The organism is Burkholderia cepacia (genome assembly GCF_001718835.1).
Taxonomy (GTDB): domain Bacteria; phylum Pseudomonadota; class Gammaproteobacteria; order Burkholderiales; family Burkholderiaceae; genus Burkholderia; species Burkholderia cepacia_F.
The window spans coordinates 114,345-135,730 of record NZ_CP013443.1 but is presented as its reverse complement, the minus strand read 5'-3'; the positions used below and the strand labels follow the sequence as shown (position 1 = coordinate 135,730).

Genomic DNA, 21,386 nt, shown 5'->3' with positions numbered 1-21,386 from the left:
TTTTCGTCCATCGAAAACGTGGCGGCCCGCGGGGCGCCACGTTTCCCGCGTCACGCGGTCTTCTGCACGTCGAGCTTCAGCTCCTCGATCATCCGGTCGCGCATCACGAACTTCTGCACCTTGCCCGTCACCGTCATCGGCAGTTCGTCGACGAAGCGGATGTAGCGCGGGATCTTGTAGTGCGCGATCTGCCCGTTGCAGAACGCACGCACGTCGTCTTCGGTCATCTGCTCGTCCGCGCGCAGCACGATCCACGCGCACAGCTCCTCGCCGTACTTCGCATCGGGTACGCCGAATACCTGCGCGCTCTGAATCTTCGGATGCCGAAACAGGAATTCCTCGATCTCGCGCGGATAGACGTTCTCGCCGCCGCGAATCACCATGTCCTTCAGCCGGCCGACGATGTTGCAGTAACCGTCCGCATCGAGCGTCGCGAGGTCGCCCGTATGCATCCAGCCGTCCACGAGCACCTCGCGCGTCTTCGCGTCGTCGTCCCAGTAGCCGAGCATCACCGAATAGCCCTTCGTGCACAGCTCGCCCGTCGCGCCGACCGGCACGACCTCGCCGTCCGGATCGACGATCTTCACCTCCAGATGCGGCTGGATGCGGCCGACCGTCGTCGTGCGCTTCTCGAGCGGATCGTCGGTCGAGCTCTGGAACGACACGGGGCTCGTCTCCGTCATCCCGTACGCGATCGTGATTTCGGACAGATGCATCTGCGACACGACGCGCTTCATCGTCTCGATCGGGCACGGCGAGCCGGCCATGATCCCGGTGCGCAGCGTCGACAGGTCGAATTGCGCGAATGCCGGATGATCGAGCTCCGCGATGAACATCGTCGGCACGCCGTGCAGCGCGGTGCAACGCTCGTCGGCCACCGCCGCGAGCGTCGCGACCGGGTCGAACGCTTCGCCCGGGAACACCATCGCCGCGCCCTTCGATACACACGCGAGCACGGCCAGCACCATCCCGAAGCAGTGATACAGCGGCACCGGGATGCACAGCGTGTCCTGTTCGGTGAAGCGCATCGCGGCCGCGATCGAGCGCCCGTTGTTGACGACGTTGCGATGCGTGAGCGTCGCGCCCTTCGGGCTGCCCGTGGTGCCGCTCGTGAACTGGATGTTGATGGGCTCATGGGCCGCGAGCGTCGCGCCGATCGCATCGAGCAGCGCGGAATCGACGGCCTGGCGGCCGCGCGCCATCACGTCCGCGAAGCGGAACATGCCGGCCGGCGCGACGTCGCCCATCGACACGACCGTGCGCAGGCTCGGCACGCGCGCCGCATGCAGGTCGCCCGGCGCGCGGTGGCGAGCTCCGGCGCGATGGTCTGCAGCATCTCGACGTACGCGGACGTCTTGAAGCGCTCGGCGGCGATCACGGCTTTACAGCCGACCTTGTTCAGCGCGTATTCGAGCTCCGCGAGCCGGTAGGCCGGATTGATGTTGACGAGCACCGCGCCGATCCGCGCGGTCGCGAACTGCGTGAGCAGCCATTCGCTGCGGTTCGGCGACCAGATGCCGACGCGATCGCCCCGCGTGATGCCGAGCGCGGCGAGGCCCGTGGCCAGCACGTCGACCTCGTTCGCGAACTCGCGCCAGGTCCAGCGCACCTGCTGCTCGCGGAACACGACCGCCGGACGATCGGGAAAGCGGCCGGCCGTGTCGAGCAGGAACCGGCCGATCGTTGCTTCGGAGAGCGGCATGTCGGTCGTGCCGCGCACGTACGACAATCCGTTTTCGGGCGCGATCAGCGCCCGCACGCCTGGGTCTGCAGCCATGATGTCTCCGTCTTTTGTCGGTCTGATGCAGCGGACGATAGCGCGCGCCGCTGACGACACTCTGACATCGATTCTCGGCTTCCGGGCGAAATAGCACGCTCGGACGAAACCCTGACGAAACCGGGGCGAAAAAAAAAGCAGCCCGAAGGCTGCTTTCTTTTGCACGACGCACGGCTGGCTTAGTGCCGGCTGCGGATCTTCGCCAGACGCTGGATCGCTTCGAGCTGCGCCATCGCGGTCGCGAGCTCGGATTGCGCCTTTGCGAGGTCGAGGTCCGACTTCGCGTTCTGCAGCGTTTCCTCGGCACGCTTGCGTGCTTCCTCGGCTTTCGCCGCGTCGAGATCCTTGCCGCGGATCGCGGTATCGGCGAGCACCGTCACGGCGCCCGGCTGCACTTCGAGAATGCCGCCTGCGACGAACACGAATTCGTCGTTGCCGCCCTCGACTTCGATGCGCACCGCACCCGGACGAATCCGGGTAATGAGCGGCGTGTGGCCCGGCAGAATGCCCAGCTCACCCGTTTCGCCCGGCAGCGCGACGAATTTCGCCTCGCCCGAGAAGATCTGCTCTTCCGCGCTGACGACGTCTACTTTGATGGTTGCCATATCGACTCCTGGTTGAGCGTGTTACGTGGGCGCCCGTCCGCGAAAAGCCGCCTGAACGGCAGCCATCGCGGACGCACGGGCGCCCGCTGCGTTACACCCGACCTTTACTGGATCTTCTTGGCCTTTTCGAAGGCTTCGTCGATCGTGCCGACCATGTAGAACGCCTGTTCCGGCAGGTGGTCGCACTCGCCGTCGACGATCATCTTGAAGCCGCGGATCGTTTCCTTCAGCGGCACGTACTTGCCCGGCGAGCCCGTGAACACTTCAGCGACGTGGAACGGCTGCGACAGGAAACGCTGGATCTTACGCGCACGTGCGACCGACAGCTTGTCTTCCGGCGACAGTTCGTCCATGCCCAGAATCGCGATGATGTCGCGCAGTTCCTTGTAGCGCTGCAGCGTCTGCTGAACGCGACGGGTGATCGAGTAGTGCTCTTCACCGATCACGTTCGGGTCGATCTGGCGCGACGTCGAGTCGAGCGGGTCGACCGCCGGGTAGATACCCAGCGAGGCGATGTCACGCGACAGAACGACGGTTGCGTCCAGGTGGCCGAAGGTGGTTGCCGGCGACGGGTCGGTCAAGTCGTCCGCAGGGACGTACACGGCCTGGACCGACGTAATCGAGCCCTTCTTGGTCGACGTGATGCGCTCTTGCAGCTTGCCCATTTCTTCAGCCAGCGTCGGCTGATAGCCCACTGCCGACGGCATACGGCCGAGCAGTGCCGACACTTCGGTACCGGCCAGCGTGAAACGGTAGATGTTGTCGACGAAGAACAGCACGTCGAGGCCTTCGTCACGGAAGTGCTCGGCCATCGTCAGGCCCGTCAGCGCGACGCGCAGACGGTTGCCCGGCGGCTCGTTCATCTGGCCGTACACCAGCGCGACCTTGTCGAGAACGTTCGAGTCCTTCATTTCGTGGTAGAAGTCGTTCCCTTCACGGGTACGCTCGCCCACGCCCGCGAACACGGAGTAACCGCCGTGTTCCTTCGCGATGTTGTTGATGAGCTCCATCATGTTGACGGTCTTGCCCACGCCGGCACCGCCGAACAGGCCGACCTTGCCGCCCTTCGCGAACGGGCAGATCAGGTCGATGACCTTGATACCCGTTTCGAGCAGTTCGGTCGACGGCGACAGCTCGTCGAACGCCGGAGCCTTCTGGTGGATCGAACGCGTGTGTTCGCTTTCGATCGGGCCGGCTTCGTCGATCGGACGGCCGAGCACGTCCATGATCCGGCCGAGGGTCGGCTTGCCGACCGGCACCGAGATCGGCTTGGCCGTGTTCTTCACGGTCAGGCCGCGGCGCAGGCCGTCGGATGCACCCAGACAGATGGTACGGACCACGCCGTCGCCCAGCTGCTGCTGGACTTCGAGCGTCAGTTCCGAGCCATCGAGAATGAGCGCGTCGTAGATCTTCGGCATGCTGTCGCGCGGGAATTCCACGTCGATAACGGCGCCGATGCACTGTACGATCTTGCCTTCTACCAAAGCAGCAGTACTCATCGCTTTTCCTTTAAATACCTGATTCTTTACTCGCGCAAAGGCGCAGTTGTCGTCCGTGGCGCGCGCTTAAACAGCGGCTGCGCCGCCGACGATCTCCGACAGTTCTTTCGTGATCGCGGCCTGGCGGCTCTTGTTGTACACGAGCTGCAGTTCGCTGATCACCGTCTTCGCGTTGTCGGACGCGGCCTTCATCGCGACCATGCGCGCCGATTGCTCGGACGCCATGTTTTCCGCGACGGCCTGGTACACCAGCGCCTCGACGTAACGCACGAGCAGTTCGTCGACGACTGCCTGCGCGTCCGGCTCGTAGATGTAGTCCCACGACGTGGCCGGCGTACCGTCATCGGCCTCGAAGTGTTCCGACGACAGCGGCAGCAGCTGCTCGATCACGGCTTCCTGCTTCATCGTGTTGACGAAGCGCGTGTAAGCGATATAAACCGCCGACAGCTTGCCTTCCGAGTACAGATCGAGCTGCGTCTTCACGGCGCCGATCAGCTTGTCCAGATGCGGGGTGTCGCCGAGGTGCACGACCTGCGACATCACCTTCGCGCCGAAGCGGTTCAGGAACCCGAGGCCCTTGCCGCCGATCGCGGTGGCTTCGACCTTCTGGCCCTTCTCTTCCAGCTCCTTGAACTTCTGCACCGTCGCACGCAGCACGTTGGTGTTCAGACCGCCGCAAAGACCCTTGTCCGTCGTGACGAGGATGATGCCGGCCGTCTGCGCGCCGTCGTTTGCCACCATGAACGGGTGGCGGTACTCCGGGTTCGCACGGCTCATGTGCGCGGCGATGGCACGGACCTTGTCTGCATACGGACGAGCGGCGCGCATGCGTTCCTGCGCGCGACGCATCTTCGATGCAGCCACCATCTCCATCGCCTTCGTGATCTTGCGCGTGTTCTGCACGCTCTTGATCTTGCCGCGAATTTCCTTCATTCCAGCCATAGCTTGCTCCTTTGCGCCCCGAGTTGGCGCTTTAGCGCTTGCTCGGGGCTCATGCATCGCTCACCGAAGCGGCGCGGGTACATCAGCCCCCGCGCGGCCTCGGTGTGTCACTCGCGGATCAATAGGCACCGGACTTCTTGAAGGATTCGATCGCCGAGCGCAGTGCGCCTTCGTCGTCCTTCGAGAGATCCTTGGTGTCTTCGATGCGCTTGATGAGGTCAGCGTGGCTGGTCTTCAGGTTGTCGCGCAGGCCCTTCTCGAACGACAGCACTTGCTTGACGTCGAGGTCGTCGAGGTAGCCGTTGTTCGCGGCGTACAGCGACACGGCCAGTTCCCAGACCTGCAGCGGCTGGTACTGCGGCTGCTTCAGCAGTTCCGTCACGCGGCGGCCGCGCTCGAGCTGCTTGCGGGTCGCTTCGTCGAGGTCCGATGCGAACTGCGCGAATGCGGCGAGTTCACGGTACTGCGCGAGGTCGGTACGGATACCGCCCGACAGCTTCTTCACGACCTTCGTCTGAGCGGCGCCACCGACTCGCGACACCGACACGCCGGCGTTGATTGCCGGGCGGATGCCTGCGTTGAACAGGTCGGTTTCCAGGAAGATCTGGCCGTCGGTAATCGAGATCACGTTCGTCGGAACGAACGCGGTCACGTCGCCAGCCTGCGTTTCGATGACCGGCAGCGCCGTCAGCGAGCCGCTCTTGCCCTTCACTTCGCCGTTCGTGAACTTCTCGACGTACTCTTCCGACACGCGAGCCGCACGCTCGAGCAGACGCGAGTGCAGATAGAACACGTCGCCCGGGTATGCTTCACGGCCCGGCGGGCGGCGCAGCAGCAGCGAGATCTGACGGTATGCCCAAGCCTGCTTGGTCAAGTCGTCATAGATGATCAGCGCGTCCTGGCCGCGGTCGCGGAAGTATTCGCCCATCGTGCAGCCGGCGTACGGTGCGAGGTACTGCATCGCTGCCGAATCCGAAGCCGAAGCGGCGACGACGATCGTGTATTCCATCGCGCCCGTTTCTTCGAGCTTGCGAACCACGTTCATGATCGACGAAGCCTTCTGGCCGATCGCGACGTAGATACAGATCAGGTCCTTGCCCTTCTGGTTGATGATCGCGTCGAGCGCCACCGCGGTCTTGCCGCACTGACGGTCGCCGATGATCAGCTCACGCTGGCCACGGCCGATCGGCACCATTGCGTCGATCGACTTGATGCCCGTCTGCACCGGCTGCGACACCGACTTGCGCCAGATCACGCCCGGGGCGATCTTTTCGATCGCGTCGGTCAGCTTCGCGTTGACCGGGCCCTTGCCGTCGATCGGGTTGCCGAGCGCATCGACCACGCGGCCGACGAGTTCCGGACCAACCGGAACTTCCAGAATGCGGCCCGTCGTCTTGACGATGTCGCCTTCCGAGATGTGTTCGTATTCGCCGAGAATCACCGCGCCGACCGAGTCGCGCTCGAGGTTCAGCGCGAGGCCGAACGTGTTGCCCGGGAACTCGAGCATTTCGCCCTGCATCACGTCCGACAGGCCGTGGATACGCACGATACCGTCGGTCACGGAGATCACGGTGCCCTGGTTGCGAACGTCTGCGCTCGCTTCAAGGCCCTGGATCCGGCTCTTGATCAGCTCGCTGATCTCAGAGGGATTGAGTTGCATTATTCGCTCCTGATAGTCAATTCTGTTGCGTGCCGGCGTGGCGCTCAGGCGGTCAAGGCAGCCTGCATCGATGCGAGGCGCGCGCGAACCGAGGTGTCGAGCACTTCGTCGCCGACCGTCACGCGCACGCCGCCGATCAGCGACGAATCGACTTCGACCGTCGGTTTCAGCTTGCGCTTGAACTTGCGTTCGAGGCCCGAGACGAGGCTTTCGAGATCCGCGCCGTTCAGCGGGAACGCGCTCACGATCTCGGCGTCGGCTGCACCTTCACGTTCGTTCTTGAGCGCCTCGAACTGCTCGGCAATTTCCGGCAGCAGCGCGATGCGATGATTGTCGACCAGCATCTGCACGAAGTTCTTCGCTTCGGCGCCGGCCGCGAGCGGCGACTTCGCAGCAGCAAGCAGCAACTCGGCTACTTGCGTGCGCGTCACCTTCGGGCTCGACGCGACCGACAGCACTTCCGGCAGACGCGCAACCTGGGCCAGCTCTTGCACGAGCGTGGACCAGGCGGCGATGTCACCGCCCTCGGCCACGCGGAACAGCGCTTCTGCGTAAGGGCGGGCGATGGTTGCAAGTTCGGCCATGATCAGAGCTCGGCTTTCAGTTGATTCAGCAGTTGGGCGTGGGCCGTTTGATCGACTTCGCGCTTCAGGATCTGCTCGGCGCCCTTCACGGCCAGCGTAGCGACTTCGCCACGCAGCGCTTCGCGCGCCTTCACGATTTGCTGTTCTGCTTCCGCCTTCGCCTGGGCGACGATGCGGGCGGCTTCAGCCTGGGCGTTGGCCTTGATTTCCTCGGCGACCGCCTGGGCACGCTTTTCAGCGTCGGCGATGCGCTGCTGGCCGTCATTGCGGGCCTGCGCGAGTTCCTGGTCCACGCGCTTGTGCGCTGCGTCGAGTTCTGCCTTGCCCTTCTCGGCGGCGGCGAGGCCGTCGGCGATCTTCTTCGAACGTTCGTCGAGGGCGTTGATCAACGGCGGCCACACGAACTTCATCGTGAACCACGCGAGGACCAGGAACACGACCATTTGCGCAAACAGAGTTGCGTTGAGATTCACGGTGTTTCCTTATCTGCTATTCCGGAAAAATGAAACGGTAAGGCGCTCATCGAGTTGCATTCGATCAGCGCCCCAAGTCTCCGTTCCGCCCTGCGCCGGCTCACGCCGGACGCATATTTCCGAGGAACCTTAGCCTGCGACGAGCTTCGACAGGAGCGGGTTCGCGAACGCGAACAGCATTGCAACACCCACGCCGATCAGGAATGCCGCGTCGATCAGACCAGCCAGCAGGAACATCTTCGTTTGCAGCGGGTTGATGAGTTCCGGCTGACGTGCGCAGGCTTCGATGTACTTACCACCCATCAGCGCGATACCGATACAGGCGCCGATTGCACCCAGGCCGATGATGATGCCGATACCGATGGCGGTCAGACCCTGGATGTTGGCGATGTAAGCTTGCATGATCACTCCTTTGTGAAAAGACTTGGAACTGAGATTTAAAAAACTAAAACGGAAACTCTTTTTTGCACGCCGCGCTTAGTGCTTGTCGTGCGCCTGGCCGAGATACACCAGCGTCAGCATCATGAAAATGAATGCCTGCAACAGAACAATCAGGATGTGGAAGATTGCCCAGACGCTGCCCGCGATCACGTGGCCAACGAAGCCGAGGAACGTTGCGTCGCCACCGAAGCTCCACATGCTGCCGAGCAGGGCGATCAACAGGAACAACAGCTCACCCGCGTACATGTTGCCGAACAGCCGCATACCGAGGGAGACGGTCTTGGCGAGATATTCGACGATGTTGAGCGCGAGGTTAGGGATCCACAGCAGCGGGTGGGCGCCGAACGGTGCCGACAGCAGCTCATGCACAAAGCCGCCCGCGCCCTTGATCTTGATGCTGTAGTAGATCATCAGGACGAACACGCCGAGCGCGATGCCGAGCGTGCCGTTCAGGTCGGCCGTCGGGACGATGCGATGGTGGGAAATCACGTCCGACAGACCGAGCAGGCCGATCACGCGGCCCGGCAGGTCGACCGGGAGGAAGTCGAGGGAGTTCATCAGCGCGACCCACACGAACACCGTGAGCGCGAGCGGAGCGATGAAGGTACGATTGCCGTGAACGATGGCCTTCGATTGGTCTTCGACCATCTCGACGAGCATCTCGATCGCGCACTGGAAACGGCCCGGCACGCCCGACGTCGCCTTGCGGGCAGCCAGACGCAGCAGGACGATCGTCACGATGCCGCACACGATCGACCAGAACAGCGTGTCGAGATTCCAGACGTGGATGTCGAAAATCGACGTCTGATGCGAGGTGGAGAAATTCTGCAAGTGGTGCGCAATGTACTCGGACGGATCCGGACCACGCGTGCCTTCGCTAGCTGCCATATCGTTAATGCCACCCAAATTGTCGAAAATCGTTTTGCCGGTTCCGCAACACGCTATTGCGGGAACGGGCCGGTGCGGTTCGTTGTCGAAACCGCACGCTGCTTGTTCCTTACCGCCAGGCCAGCGCGATCCAGTACGTCTTCAGCACGACGAGGTACGTGACGAGGAACGGCACCCAGTGCACGCCGGCCCAGCCGAACGCCACTGCAGTGAACATCCCGATCGTCAGAGCGAGCTTCAGGGCTTCGCCCATCACCCAGCTCATCACGGTGGCCGAACCACCTGCCTTCAGTCGTGCCACGAATACCGCACTGGGCACCCAGCCGATCGCTCCGCCCAGAAACGCGGATTGCGCAGCGGCGCCCGGCGACTTCGAAAACAGCCACCACGCCAGCGTTGCAACCAGGGACAGAACCACTTGCGCGAATACCACCTTATAGGGGGTCACGCGCGAGGGCTTGCTCACGTTCGGGCCGAACAGCTTTTCGGCTTCTGCCCGCGTGAGCGGAACGATGTTGTTATCTTGCTGCCCGGCGTCCCAGTCATCGTCGGATTCGCGCCGCTCGCCGGCCGCCGAAGCGGTGCGTTGCGTGCGCTGATCATCGTGCCTGTCGTCCGGCGCCTGACCCGCCATCGCAATCTTCCGCAAAATCCTTGAACCCGGCCCCAAGCTTTCTGAAAGCTTTCAGGGGTGCCTAGCTAACAAATCCGGGCGATTGTAAGCGATAGTTGCAAGTGATTCAAGGCTTTAGACGCGACAAAAACCTGCGTAAAACGACGCCTCATCATGTGAAAAACCCGCGATTCGACGACGTACGATGACAGTTGTAAGGACAATTTTTTGCACGGTATTTCGTGTGCGAAGAAAGTCGCGAACCGGACGGGCCGGCGATGGTGTATGGCGCGGCTGATGGGCCGCTGTGGATGAATCGTTGTGGACGTGACGTCGCGGATGAGTCGCTGCGGAAGAATCGCTGTGGGCGCCCCGCTTTCGATGCATCGCTGCATCGAAAGCGTACTGTGCGACTCAGCCGTGAACGAGCAGCCACGCGCCGACCGCCGCGCTGGCGAGTGCGAACGGAATCGAGACCAGATGGAACGGCAGCCACATGCGCGGCTCCTTCGCGAGACGCACCGCGATCAGGTTCGCAAGCGAGCCGATCGCGAAGCCGAAGCCGCCGACCGATACGCCGAACGCGAGCGCACGCCAGTCGTGCGTGAACTCCGACAGCAGGATCGCGGCCGGTACATTGCTGATGACCTGTGACAACAGCGCGCCGGCCGCATAGACGCGCAGCGGCGAATCGAGGCGCGCATGCGCGATCGCGTCATGTATCGTGGGCAGCGCAGCCGCAGTGCGCAGCACGACGAACATCAGTACGAAGATCAGCAGCAGCAGCCAGTCGATCCTCAACACCGCGTCGCGCCGCACGACCGCCAGCACGATGGCAACGGCGATCAGGCCGTGCAGCGGATGATGCGCATCGGCGAGCAGCACGAACGCGGCGAACAGCACCGCCGCGATCAGCGCGTGCATGCGTTGCACGGGCAGCGCAGTGGCATCGCCGGACAAGTCGAGCGGCTTTGCGCGAAACGCGCATGCGGTCAGTACGAGCAGCAGCGCCATCAGCGCGATCGCGAGCGGCCCGAGCGTGACCACGAAGCGGCCGAACGACACGCCGCTCAATTGCCACAGGAAAAGATTCTGGGGATTGCCGAGCGGCGTCGCGACGGACCCCGCGTTGACCGCCAGCGCGACGACGATCACGAGCCGCCGGAACGGCAGTGGCGTCAGCGCACGCAGCGACACCATCAACGGCACGACGACGAACAGCGCGACGTCGTTGGTGAGCCACATCGACAGCAACGCGGCGAACCCCACGAGCAACAATGCGAGCCCGCGTTCGGAATGCACGTGATGCACGATGCGGTGCGCGAGCCACATCAGGCAGCCGGACAACTCGAGCGCCTTGGTCAGCATCAGCAGGCCCGCGAGCGTCGCGACCGTCTGCCAGTCGACGCGGCCGGCCAGCACGGGAAATGGTTGCGGACGCACCCATTGCAGCACGATCAGGCCAAGCACCAGCACCGACAGCACCGGCTCCTGCGCAAGCCACCCCAGCCACCGGCGCGGCGTCGGCGCGCCCGTCCCCTCCATCGGCACCGCGTTACTCTTCGGTCGCGACGTTGCCGCGCAGCCGCACGAGAATGCCCTCGAGCGCGTCGAGGTTGCCGAAGTCGATCGTCACCTGCCCTCGCCCGCGGCGGCCGAGCTTGATCTTCACCGTCGACGCGAGCAGGTCGGACAGCTCCTCCTCGAGACGGCGCGTATCGCGCCCGCCGTCGTCCTTCGCGCGCGCCTTCACGGCCGGCGCTTCCTTCGTCGTGTGCGTGACGAGCTTCTCGGTCTCCCGCACCGACATGCGCTTGTTGACGACCTGATGGGCGAGCGTGATCTGCGTGGCCGCATCGACGGCGAGCAGCGCGCGCGCATGCCCCATGTCGAGATCGCCGGCCAGCAGCATCGTCTGCACCGGCGAAGCCAGGTTCAGCAGGCGCAACAGGTTCGACACCGCGCTGCGCGAACGGCCGACCGATTCGGCCGCCTGTTCGTGCGTGAAACCGAACTCGTCGAGCAGGCGCTGGATACCGTGCGCCTCTTCAAGCGGGTTCAGATCCTCGCGCTGGATGTTCTCGATCAGCGCCATCGCCGCGGCGGCCTGGTCGGACACATCCTTCACGAGCACCGGCACTTCATCGAGGCCCGCCAGGCGTGCCGCGCGGAAACGGCGCTCGCCCGCGATGATCTCGTATTTGTCTGACGAAATGGGCCGTACCAGGATCGGCTGCATCACGCCCTGTGCGCGAATGCTCGCCGCGAGCTCCTGCAGGCTGCCTTCGTCCATCCGCGTCCGCGGCTGGTACTTGCCGGCCTGCAGCTTGCCGAGCGCGAGCGTGTTCGGTGCCCCTTCGATCTTCACCGCTTCGGTGATATCGGCACTGCCGCCGAGCAGCGCTTCGAGGCCACGTCCCAAGCCCTTCTTTTTTGGTACCGCGTTCATGTCTTTCTTCCTCGCTTCGCTCATGTCCGGATCACGACACCTCGAACGCGCGAACGCGATCGATCATCTCGGCACCGAACTGGAGATACGCCTGCGCACCGCGCGAGCTGCGGTCGAACACGACGCCCGGCAGCCCGTAACTCGGCGCTTCCGCCAGGCGCACGTTGCGCGGAATCACCGCATCGAACACCTTGTCGCCGAAGTGCGCTTTCAGTTGATCGGAGACTTGCTGCTGCAGCGTGATACGCGGATCGAACATCACACGCAGCAAGCCGATGATCTTCAGGTCGCGGTTCATGTTCGCGTGAACCTGCTTGATTGTGTTGACGAGGTCCGACAACCCCTCCAGTGCGAAGTACTCGCACTGCATCGGGATCACGACGCCATGCGCCGCGCACAGCCCGTTCAGCGTCAGCAGCGACAGCGTCGGCGGGCAATCGATCAGCACGAAATCGTAGTCGTCGGCCACGTGCTCGAGCGCGGCCTTCAGCCGGCGCTCGCGGTTGTCGATGCTGATCAGTTCGATCTCGGCACCGGACAGCTCGCGGTTCGCGGGCAGCACGTCGTAGGTGACGCCGTCCGGCCGGATGCGCGCGTCGGTCACCGACACGCCATCGACCAGCACCTCGTATACGGTCGCTTCGCAAGCAGCCTTGTCGATCCCGCTGCCCATCGTCGCGTTACCCTGAGGGTCGAGATCGATCAGCAGGACTCGTTGCTCCTGCGCTGCAAGGCTTGCGGCGAGATTGACCGATGTCGTCGTCTTGCCGACGCCCCCCTTCTGGTTCGCAACGCAGAAGATCTTTGCCATCGTTGGTGTGTTCCCTTTACCTTCAAACAAACGGCGCGCCATCGCGCGCCGGCCCTTCAATTCGCTTCGTCGACGGCCACTTCGATCAGATGCCGTTCGGCATCGAGCAGTGGCACCGCCAGCCGTATCGTCTGCTTCACGCGGCTGCCTTCCGGCAACCGCGCAATCTCGTCGTCCGGATGAACGCCCTTCATCGCCCAGATCGATCCGCCCGGCGCAACCAGGTGTCGAGCAAGTTTAACGAAGTCGGACAGATCCGCGAAAGCGCGGGATACGATCATGTCGAATTTTTCCGGCACTTCGACACCCGGCTGCAGCGATTCGACCCGCCCCGTGATCACCGACAGGTTCGCGAGCTTCAGCTCCGCGCGCATCTGGGTCTGGAATGCAGACTTCTTCTGCACGATATCGTTCAGCGTGATCTGCCAATCCGGCTCGACGATCGCCAGCACGATACCCGGCAATCCGCCGCCCGAGCCGACGTCGAGCACGCGGGCCGATGCACGGCCACGCAGATGCGAGACGATGGAAAGCGAATCGAGGATGTGCTGGATCATCATCTGCTTCGGGTCACGGATCGCGGTCAGGTTGTAGACCGCGTTCCACTTGCCGAGCAGCGCGACGTAGTCGAGCAGCTGGTTGCGTTGTGCATCCGTCAGGGTGAGGTCGAGCGCCGTCGTGCCTTCGACGAGCATCTGTTCCAGTACGTCCCGATTAACCGCCGGCGCGCGACGCGCCGTCATTGTTGCGTCGGGACGGCGCCGTCCCCCTGCTCCGTTGCCGCTTCGGCCGGGCCATGACGGCGACCCAGGCCGCGACGCTTCAGGTGCACCATCAGCAGCGAGATTGCCGCGGGCGTGACACCCGAGATGCGCGACGCCTGCCCGATCGTCTCCGGTCGGAACTCGTTGAGCTTCTGGCTCACCTCGAACGACAGGCCGCGGACTTCGCGGTAATCGATACCGTCGGGCAGACGCGTATTCTCGTTCGCATCGTTGCGTTCGATTTCCGATGCCTGGCGCTCGATGTAGCCCTGATACTTGATGCCGATCTCGACCTGCTCCTTGATCTGCTCGAGCAGCACCGGATCGTCGGCCAGCGGCTCTGCGGGGCCGCACTCGCCGCCCTTCAGCCCACACACGCCGTCGTAGCTGATCCCCGGACGGCGCAGCAGTTCGGCGAGGCTGTATTCGTGGTCGATTGCCTTGCCGAGGAGCGCGGCCGCCTCTTCCGGCGGCAACGTCTTCGGCGTGACCCACGTCGACTTCAGGCGCTCGGTTTCACGTGAAACAGCGTCGCGCTTCCGGCTGAATGCGTCCCAGCGTGCGTCGTCGACGAGCCCCAGTTCGCGGCCGATCTCGGTCAGGCGCATGTCGGCATTGTCTTCACGCAGGCTGAGGCGATACTCGGCGCGGCTCGTGAACATCCGGTACGGCTCGGCCACACCGCGCGTCACGAGATCGTCGACCAGCACGCCAAGGTAGGCCTGGTCACGGCGCGGGCACCATGCGTCCTTCTCCTGCACGTAGCGGCCAGCGTTGAGACCGGCCAGCAGACCCTGCGCGGCCGCTTCTTCATAACCCGTCGTCCCGTTGATCTGGCCCGCAAAGAACAGCCCGTTGATCGCCTTCGTTTCGAGCGAGGCCTTCAGCGCGCGCGGATCGAAGTAGTCGTACTCGATCGCGTAGCCGGGGCGCAGGATATGCGCGTTCTCGAGGCCGCGCATCGAGTGCACGAGCTCGAGCTGGACGTCGAACGGCAAGCTCGTCGAGATCCCGTTCGGGTAAAACTCGTTGGTCGTCAGCCCTTCCGGCTCCAGGAAGATCTGGTGCGATTCCTTCGAGGCGAACCGGTGAATCTTGTCCTCGATCGACGGGCAATAGCGCGGCCCGACGCCTTCGATCACGCCTGTATACATAGGCGAACGGTCGAGGCCGCCGCGAATGATGTCGTGCGTGCGCTCGTTCGTATGCGTGACCCAGCACGGCAGTTGCTGCGGATGCTGCTCCGCACGGCCCAGGAACGAGAAGACGGGGATCGGATCGAGATCGCCCGGCTGTTCGTCCAGCTTCGAGAAATCGATCGAGCGGCCATCGATACGCGGCGGCGTACCGGTCTTCAGGCGGCCCTGCGGCAGCTTCAGCTCCTTCAGGCGCGACGACAGCGACACAGCCGCCGGATCGCCCGCTCGGCCGCCCGTATAGTTGTTCAGGCCGACGTGAATCTTGCCGTCGAGGAACGTACCGGCGGTCAGCACGACCGCACGCGCACGAAAGCGGATACCGATCTGCGTGACGGCGCCCACCACGCGGTCGCCTTCGACCATCAGGTCGTCGACGGCCTGCTGGAACAGCCACAGGTTCGGCTGATTCTCGAGCCGGTGGCGGATCGCGGCCTTGTACAGGATGCGATCGGCCTGCGCACGCGTCGCGCGCACGGCCGGGCCCTTCGACGAATTGAGGATCCGGAACTGAATACCGCTCTCGTCGGTCGCGACGGCCATTGCGCCGCCCAGCGCATCGACTTCCTTGACCAGATGGCCCTTGCCAATGCCGCCGATCGACGGATTGCAGCTCATCTGCCCAAGCGTTTCGATGTTGTGGGTCAGCAGTAATGTCTTTGCGCCCATGCGGGCGGACGCCAGCGCGGCTTCCGTGCCGGCATGACCGCCACCGACGACGATGACGTCAAATTCTGTGGGAAAAAGCATGGTGGATTCCGTACGCAGGACTGCGCACGAACCTATCTGAGAAATGTATGGGCCGAATTATAGCGGGTTCGCTTTTCACCCGAAGGCCGTCCGAATGGTAGGGTCTGTGCATTTCGCCGGTTTTCCGCTGGTCGATCGGCGAATCTGTGCCGTCCGGCCGTGTTCCGCATACCGCAGGCACAGAATTTCGGGCCGTTTGCGTGGCACTTATCCCAACGCTGTGGCCGTCGAGTCTTGCGTCCCGACTCAAACAAAAACGGCGTGTTTCACGTGAAACACGCCGCCCGTTTCCCGCCATCCCACCTTCGATCAGGCCGTTTTCTTCGCCAACCCGAGGTACGTTTCGATCACGCGCGGATTCTGCGCGAGTTCGGCCGCCGGCCCTTCCAGCGCAAACTCGCCTGTCTCGAGCACATAGCCGTAATCGGAAATCTGCAGTGCAGCCCGTGCGTTCTGCTCGATCAGCAGCGTCGCCACGCCCGTACCGCGCAACGCGCTGATGATATGAAAGATCTCCTTCACGATCAGCGGCGCCAGCCCGAGGCTCGGCTCGTCGAGCATCAGCAGGTCGGGCTTGCCCATCAGCGCGCGGCCAACCGCAAGCATCTGCCGCTCGCCGCCGGACAGCGTGCCGGCCGCCTGCTTGCGGCGCTCCTTCAGCCGCGGAAACAGTGCGAACACGTGATCGAGCTGGTCGAGGAAGTTCGCTTCACCGGCCTGCTTGCGCCGATACGCACCCAATACGAGGTTGTCTTCGACCGTCATCGTGCCGAACAGCTCACGCTTTTCCGGTACGAGGCACATCCCGCGTGCGACGCGCTGCTCGACCGGCAGCGCGCCGATGTCGGTGCCACGATAGACGACCGCGCCCGACGCGTGGCCGGTCACCGGCAGCGCGCCCATGATCGCGTTCAGCAGCGTCGATTTACCGGCGCCGTTCGGTCCGATCACGCTGACGATCTGCCCCGCGCCCACCTTGATCGCCGCGCCATGCAGTGCCGCCACCTCCCCGTACCGGACCGCCAGCCCGCGCACTTCGAGAATCGGCATCGCCGTGTCCGTCATCACTCCACCCCGCCCAGATACGCTTCCAGCACCGCCGGATCCTGCTGCACGTCCTGCGGCAGCCCTTCCGCGATCCGCGTGCCGAACTCCATCACCACCAACCGATCGGTGAGATTCATCACGAAATCCATGTCGTGTTCCACGAGCAACACGCTCATGCCTTCCGCCTTCAGCCGCCGCAGCAGGTCGGCGAGTTGCTGCTTCTCCTGGTAACGCAGCCCGGCAGCCGGCTCGTCGAGCAGCAACAGCGTCGGATCGCAGCACAGCGCCCGCGCGATTTCGAGAATCCGCTGCTGCCCCAGCGCGAGGCTGCCCGCTTCGTCGTACAGGTGCTTTTCCAGCCCGACGCGGCGGATCTGGCGTGCGGCCTCGGCCAGCAACTGCGCTTCCTCATGTGCATTGAGCCGCGCGACGCTGCGCCACACGCCCGTATGGCCACGCAGGTGCGCCCCGATCGCGACGTTCTCGAGCACCGTCATCGCCGGCAACAGCTTCACGTGCTGGAACGTCCGGCCGATGCCGCGGCGGACGATCTGGCGCGATGTGAGCCCGTCGATGCGCTCGCCACGGAACGTGATCGTGCCGCCCGTCGGCTTCAGCACACCCGTCACGAGGTTGAACGTGGTCGACTTGCCGGCGCCGTTCGGGCCGATCAGCCCGATGATCTGCCCCGCTTTCACGTCGAAGCTGACGTCGTTGACGGCCACGAGGCCGCCGAACTGCTTGCGCGCGTTGTCGACGACGAGCAGCGGCTCGCCGGCCGTCGGCTTCGCGCGTTGCGGCAACGGATCCGCGTGCTCGGGCACATGCGCGCACGGCCCGCGCGGGAACAGCTTCGCGACGAACGGCCACACGCCCTGGCGCGCGTACTGCAGCAGCAGCACCATCAGCACGCCGAACACGATGATCTCGAAGTTGCCTTCCGACCCGAGCAGCTTCGGCAGCAGCGTCTGCAGGTAGTCCTGCAACACGGTCAGGATCGCGGCGCCGAGCACCGCTCCCCACACGTGCGACACGCCGCCGACCACGGCCATGAACAGGAACTCGATCCCGTGGTTCAGCCCGAACGGCGTCGGGTTCACCGCGCGCTGCAGGTGCGCGTACAGGAAGCCCGATACGGCCGCGAGCACGGCCGCATAGACGAAGATCACGACGCGCATCCACGCGGTGTTCACGCCCATCGCCTCGGCCATCACGCCGCCGCCGCGCAGCGCGCGGATCGCCCGGCCCGGGCGGCTGTTCAGCAGGTTCTGCACCGACACGATCGCGGCCAGCACGACGGCCCAGATCAGGAAATACAGGCTGCGGCCGCTGCCGAGCTCGATGCCGAACAGGTTCAGCGCCGGAATCCCGTTGATCCCGTCGTACTTGCCGAGCAGTTCGAGGTTGCCGAACAGGTAGAACAGCGCGAGGCCCCACGCGATCGTGCCGAGCGGCAGGAAGTGGCCGGACAGCCGCATCGTGACTGCGCCGAGCACGAGCGCGACGAGCGCCGTCAGCACGACGCCGACGATCAGCGCGAGCCACGGCGACACACCGTAGCGCGTCGTCAGGAACGCGGTCGCATAGGCGCCGATGCCGACGAACGCGGCCTGCCCGAAGCTCGTCATCCCGCCGACGCCCGTCAGCAGCACGAGCCCGATCGCGACGATCGCGTAGAGGCCGATGTAGTTCAGCAGCGTGATCCAGTATTCGGGCACCTGCAGCGCGCCGGGCAGCACCGGCAGCGCGAACAGCACCACGAGAAACGCCCAGAAGGTCTTGTTGCGTACCATCGTCTTCATCGCATCACTCCTCTTCCTCTTCCGCGTGCGGCGTCGCGAAGCTCCGCCACAGCAGCACCGGAATGATCAGCGTGAACACGATCACCTCCTTGTATGCGCTCGCCCAGAACGACGAATACGATTCGAGCACGCCGACGAGCAGCGAGCCGGCAGCCGCGAGCGGATAGCTGACGAGCCCGCCGATGATCGCGCCGACGAAACCCTTCAGGCCGATCAGGAAGCCCGAGTCGTAGTAGATCGTCGTCAGCGGGCCGACGAGTATCCCGGACAGCACGCCGAGCCCCGCCGCGAACGTGAACGCGAGCCGCCCCGCCTCGGTCGTGCCGATGCCGACGAGCCGCGCGCCGAGCCGGTTCACCGACGTCGCGCGCAGCGCCTTGCCCGCGATCGTGCGGCCGAAGTACACATAGAGCGCGCCGATCAGCACGAGTGCCGTCACGACGACCAGGATGCTCTGCACCGACACGGTCATGCTGCCGATCGCGAGCGACGCATCCGAGAACCCGTTGGTACGCGAGCCTTCCGCGCCGAACATCACGAGCCCGAGGCCGACCATCGCAAAGTGGACGGCGACCGACACGATCAGCAGCAGCAGCGTCGTGCCTTCTGCAATCGGCTGGTACACGAGCCGGTAGACGAACGGCCCCATCGGCACGACGATCGCGAGCGTCAGCGCGATCTGCGCGAGCATCGGCAGCGGCTGCGCGGCAAAGCTGCGCGTGATCGCGAACACCGCGAGCGGCAGCAGGACGTAGCGGCTGCCGAGTGTCGCGAGCGTGCGGCCGAGCTGATGGCGACGTTCGCGATGCCGGATCAGGCCGCCGACTTCGAGCAGGAAGCACGCGATGCCCATCACGAACAACAGCCAGCAGGTGGCGGGAAATTTCTGCGCCTGCAACGCGGCAAGCGTCAGCGCACCGTAGGCGACGAATTCGCCCTGGGGAATGAAGATCACCCGCGTGACGGAAAACACCAGCACGAGCGCCAGCGACAGCAATGCATATATGGCGCCGGTCGTGATGCCGTCTTGCGCGAGGATCGCTGCAATCGAGAGATCCATACGTTTCGTGTATCGAGAATGCTGCGGGAGAACGGCGAGCGCCGGCCGACGGCGCGCGCGGCGTCCTGCCGCCCGCACGCGCCGTCGTCATTCACGTGGAACTCAGTCGGCCTGCAGCTTCCACTTGCCGTCGACGATCTGCACCATCACGCGCGCACGCGTATCGAAGCCGTTGTGATCGGTCGGCGTCATGTTGATCACGCCGTGCGACACGGGCAGGTCCTTCACGTTTTCGAGCGACGCGCGCAGCGCTTCGCGGAACGCCTCGGTGCCCGGCTGGCCCTTCTTCAGCGCTTCCGGGATCGCACGCTGCAGCAGCAGCCCCGCATCCCACGCATGGCCGCCGAACGTCGCCAGCGAACCCGCGCCGTAGGCCTTCTCGTACGCGGCCTTGTAGCCGAGCGCCGGCTTCTTCACCGGATTCGAATCGGGCAGCTGGTCGGTCACGAGCACCGGGCCGGCCGGCAGGATCTCGCCTTCGCAGTCCTTGCCGCACACACGCAGGAAGTCGTTGTTCGCGACGCCGTGCGTCTGGTACACCTTGCCCTTGTAGCCGCGCTCCTTCAGCGTCTTCGCCGGCAGCGCCGCCGGCGTGCCCGAGCCGGCGATCAGCATCGCATCGGGATTCGAGCCCATCAGCTTCAGCACCTGCCCCATCACCGACGCATCCGTCCGGTTGAAGCGCTCGTTCGACACGACCTTCAGGCCGTTCTTCGCGGCCGCCGCGTTGAACGTGTTGTACCAGCTGTCGCCGTACGCATCGGCGAAGCCGATGAAACCGACCGTCTTCACGCCGTGCTTCGCCATGTAGCCGGCGATCGCGTCGGCCATCAGCTGGTCGTTCTGCGGCACCTTGAACATCCACGCGCGCTTCGCATCCATCGGCGAGATGATCTGCGCGCTCGCCGCGAGCGAGATCGTCGGCGTCTTGCCCTGCGACACGGGATCGAGCATCGCCAGCGAGTTCGGCGTGACCGACGAACCGATGATCGCGTCGACATGATCCTCGTCGATCAGCTTGCGCACGTTCTGCACCGCGCGGCTCGTGTCGGAAGCGTCGTCGAGCACGATGTACTGCACGCTCTTGCCCGCGATTTCCTTCGGCAGCAGCGCGATCGTGTTCTTTTCCGGAATCCCGAGCGACGCGGCCGGCCCGGTGGCCGACAGCGTCACGCCGATCTTCACCTGCGCCGACGCCGTGGCGGCCGCGCACACGAGGCCCGCGGCAAGCAGAACTTCCATCCATCGATTCATCTTCATCTATGTCGTCTCCAAACGCTGCTCGAAAAAGCCACGGGTCGCTCGGGCGGCTCCCGGTCTCCAAACAAGTTAATAATTTAACTATCTCGCCTTGCCCCGCCTACACTCGTTTTCCCGTGACGCCGCCGGGCAGGCTCGTCGCAGGGAATAACCGGGATAACCAGGTGGAAATCGATCGCGGAACGGACTCTGTCCACTGTGATGCCGGCGCGATGCACGGCGTGTGCACCGGACGCTCATGCGCGCTGCGCTTCTCATCAACCCGCACTCCGCTTTCTGGATTCTGCTTGTAGGAGAACTGCCGACCGTTTTCCCGACCGCACGGTCGGCGAAAGCTGAGTGTAACGGACGCGTCCTGCGTGCGCTAACCGGGTAAGCCCGAAGCGCATGCAGCAATCCATTGTGGGGAAACGGAGAGAAAGACAGCCGCGCCGAACGCATGAAATGACAGCATGGGCAGCATGCGAAGCCGGCTGCTGCGCGATCGGCGGAAAGAAAGTTGTACGCGAAAATGAAAAAGCGCTGTTGGATTCCGTCCAACAGCGCCTTAGGGTCCGGGCACTTTGTGCCTCGATTGTCTCCTCGTTCTCCACCTGCAAATTCGTTTCGCGGTGCATCAGAACTGAGACGAAGATTAAAGGACCTTTCACACTGCGGCAACTTAGCATTTACCCCTATGGTGCATCGCCGCACGAAAATGGGGCACCAGACTGCCGCCCAGCGCCTGCCGGAGCGCGCCTGGGCGCGGTCCGGAACCGGTGCCCG

Annotated in this window: 18 protein-coding genes and 1 pseudogene; all 19 read right to left on the bottom strand. The window is 64.2% G+C overall.

Annotated elements, in window-relative coordinates; genetic code table 11:
- Window positions 1-50 precede the first annotated feature (50 nt).
- A pseudogene (locus WT26_RS03895) lies at window positions 51-1,777 on the bottom strand (AMP-binding protein).
- 179 nt (window positions 1,778-1,956) lie between these two features.
- Complete coding sequence (locus WT26_RS03890) at window positions 1,957-2,382, bottom strand: F0F1 ATP synthase subunit epsilon (protein ID WP_006477288.1); 426 nt, start codon at window positions 2,380-2,382, stop codon at window positions 1,957-1,959.
- A 104-nt stretch (window positions 2,383-2,486) separates the two neighbouring features.
- A complete protein-coding gene (gene atpD / locus WT26_RS03885) occupies window positions 2,487-3,881 on the bottom strand; it encodes a F0F1 ATP synthase subunit beta (protein ID WP_034188169.1) in 1,395 nt (464 codons plus the stop codon).
- A gap of 66 nt (window positions 3,882-3,947) precedes the next feature.
- Window positions 3,948-4,823, bottom strand: coding sequence for a F0F1 ATP synthase subunit gamma (atpG, locus tag WT26_RS03880; RefSeq protein WP_034209645.1), 876 nt, complete (start codon window positions 4,821-4,823; stop codon window positions 3,948-3,950).
- Window positions 4,824-4,941: 118 nt separating this feature from the next.
- Window positions 4,942-6,483: a F0F1 ATP synthase subunit alpha gene (atpA, locus tag WT26_RS03875; RefSeq protein WP_014895499.1), complete on the bottom strand. Its 1,542-nt coding sequence runs from the start codon at window positions 6,481-6,483 to the stop codon at window positions 4,942-4,944.
- Window positions 6,484-6,527: 44 nt separating this feature from the next.
- Complete coding sequence (locus WT26_RS03870; protein ID WP_059527953.1) at window positions 6,528-7,067, bottom strand: F0F1 ATP synthase subunit delta; 540 nt, start codon at window positions 7,065-7,067, stop codon at window positions 6,528-6,530.
- Window positions 7,068-7,069: 2 nt separating this feature from the next.
- On the bottom strand, window positions 7,070-7,540 hold the full coding sequence (locus WT26_RS03865; RefSeq protein WP_021160443.1) for a F0F1 ATP synthase subunit B: 471 nt from the start codon (window positions 7,538-7,540) through the stop codon (window positions 7,070-7,072).
- Between the two features lie 129 nt (window positions 7,541-7,669).
- Window positions 7,670-7,942 (bottom strand): F0F1 ATP synthase subunit C, encoded by a 273-nt coding sequence (gene atpE / locus WT26_RS03860; protein ID WP_021160442.1) that lies wholly within the window; start codon window positions 7,940-7,942, stop codon window positions 7,670-7,672.
- Between the two features lie 75 nt (window positions 7,943-8,017).
- Window positions 8,018-8,869, bottom strand: coding sequence for a F0F1 ATP synthase subunit A (atpB, locus tag WT26_RS03855; RefSeq protein WP_012492242.1), 852 nt, complete (start codon window positions 8,867-8,869; stop codon window positions 8,018-8,020).
- Between the two features lie 109 nt (window positions 8,870-8,978).
- On the bottom strand, window positions 8,979-9,503 hold the full coding sequence (locus WT26_RS03850) for an ATP synthase subunit I (protein WP_059527950.1): 525 nt from the start codon (window positions 9,501-9,503) through the stop codon (window positions 8,979-8,981).
- A gap of 393 nt (window positions 9,504-9,896) precedes the next feature.
- Complete coding sequence (locus WT26_RS03845) at window positions 9,897-11,027, bottom strand: SLC13 family permease (protein ID WP_069272225.1); 1,131 nt, start codon at window positions 11,025-11,027, stop codon at window positions 9,897-9,899.
- A 10-nt stretch (window positions 11,028-11,037) separates the two neighbouring features.
- Window positions 11,038-11,931, bottom strand: coding sequence for a ParB/RepB/Spo0J family partition protein (locus WT26_RS03840; protein ID WP_027788713.1), 894 nt, complete (start codon window positions 11,929-11,931; stop codon window positions 11,038-11,040).
- 31 nt (window positions 11,932-11,962) lie between these two features.
- Window positions 11,963-12,742 (bottom strand): ParA family protein, encoded by a 780-nt coding sequence (locus tag WT26_RS03835; RefSeq protein WP_027788714.1) that lies wholly within the window; start codon window positions 12,740-12,742, stop codon window positions 11,963-11,965.
- Between the two features lie 56 nt (window positions 12,743-12,798).
- Window positions 12,799-13,485: a 16S rRNA (guanine(527)-N(7))-methyltransferase RsmG gene (rsmG, locus tag WT26_RS03830; RefSeq protein WP_059901076.1), complete on the bottom strand. Its 687-nt coding sequence runs from the start codon at window positions 13,483-13,485 to the stop codon at window positions 12,799-12,801.
- Window positions 13,482-15,452, bottom strand: coding sequence for a tRNA uridine-5-carboxymethylaminomethyl(34) synthesis enzyme MnmG (gene mnmG / locus WT26_RS03825; RefSeq protein ID WP_069272224.1), 1,971 nt, complete (start codon window positions 15,450-15,452; stop codon window positions 13,482-13,484). The genes rsmG and mnmG overlap by 4 nt, the downstream gene beginning before the upstream one ends.
- A 309-nt stretch (window positions 15,453-15,761) precedes the next feature.
- Window positions 15,762-16,517, bottom strand: coding sequence for an ABC transporter ATP-binding protein (locus tag WT26_RS03820; RefSeq protein ID WP_069272223.1), 756 nt, complete (start codon window positions 16,515-16,517; stop codon window positions 15,762-15,764).
- On the bottom strand, window positions 16,517-18,301 hold the full coding sequence (locus WT26_RS03815; protein ID WP_069272222.1) for an ABC transporter permease subunit: 1,785 nt from the start codon (window positions 18,299-18,301) through the stop codon (window positions 16,517-16,519). The genes WT26_RS03820 and WT26_RS03815 overlap by 1 nt, the downstream gene beginning before the upstream one ends.
- A gap of 4 nt (window positions 18,302-18,305) precedes the next feature.
- Window positions 18,306-19,361 carry a branched-chain amino acid ABC transporter permease gene (locus WT26_RS03810; protein ID WP_027788718.1) on the bottom strand — a complete coding sequence of 352 codons (1,056 nt, stop codon included), beginning with the start codon at window positions 19,359-19,361 and terminating at the stop codon, window positions 18,306-18,308.
- Window positions 19,362-19,463: 102 nt separating this feature from the next.
- Complete coding sequence (locus WT26_RS03805) at window positions 19,464-20,621, bottom strand: ABC transporter substrate-binding protein (protein WP_069272221.1); 1,158 nt, start codon at window positions 20,619-20,621, stop codon at window positions 19,464-19,466.
- Window positions 20,622-21,386 lie beyond the last annotated feature (765 nt).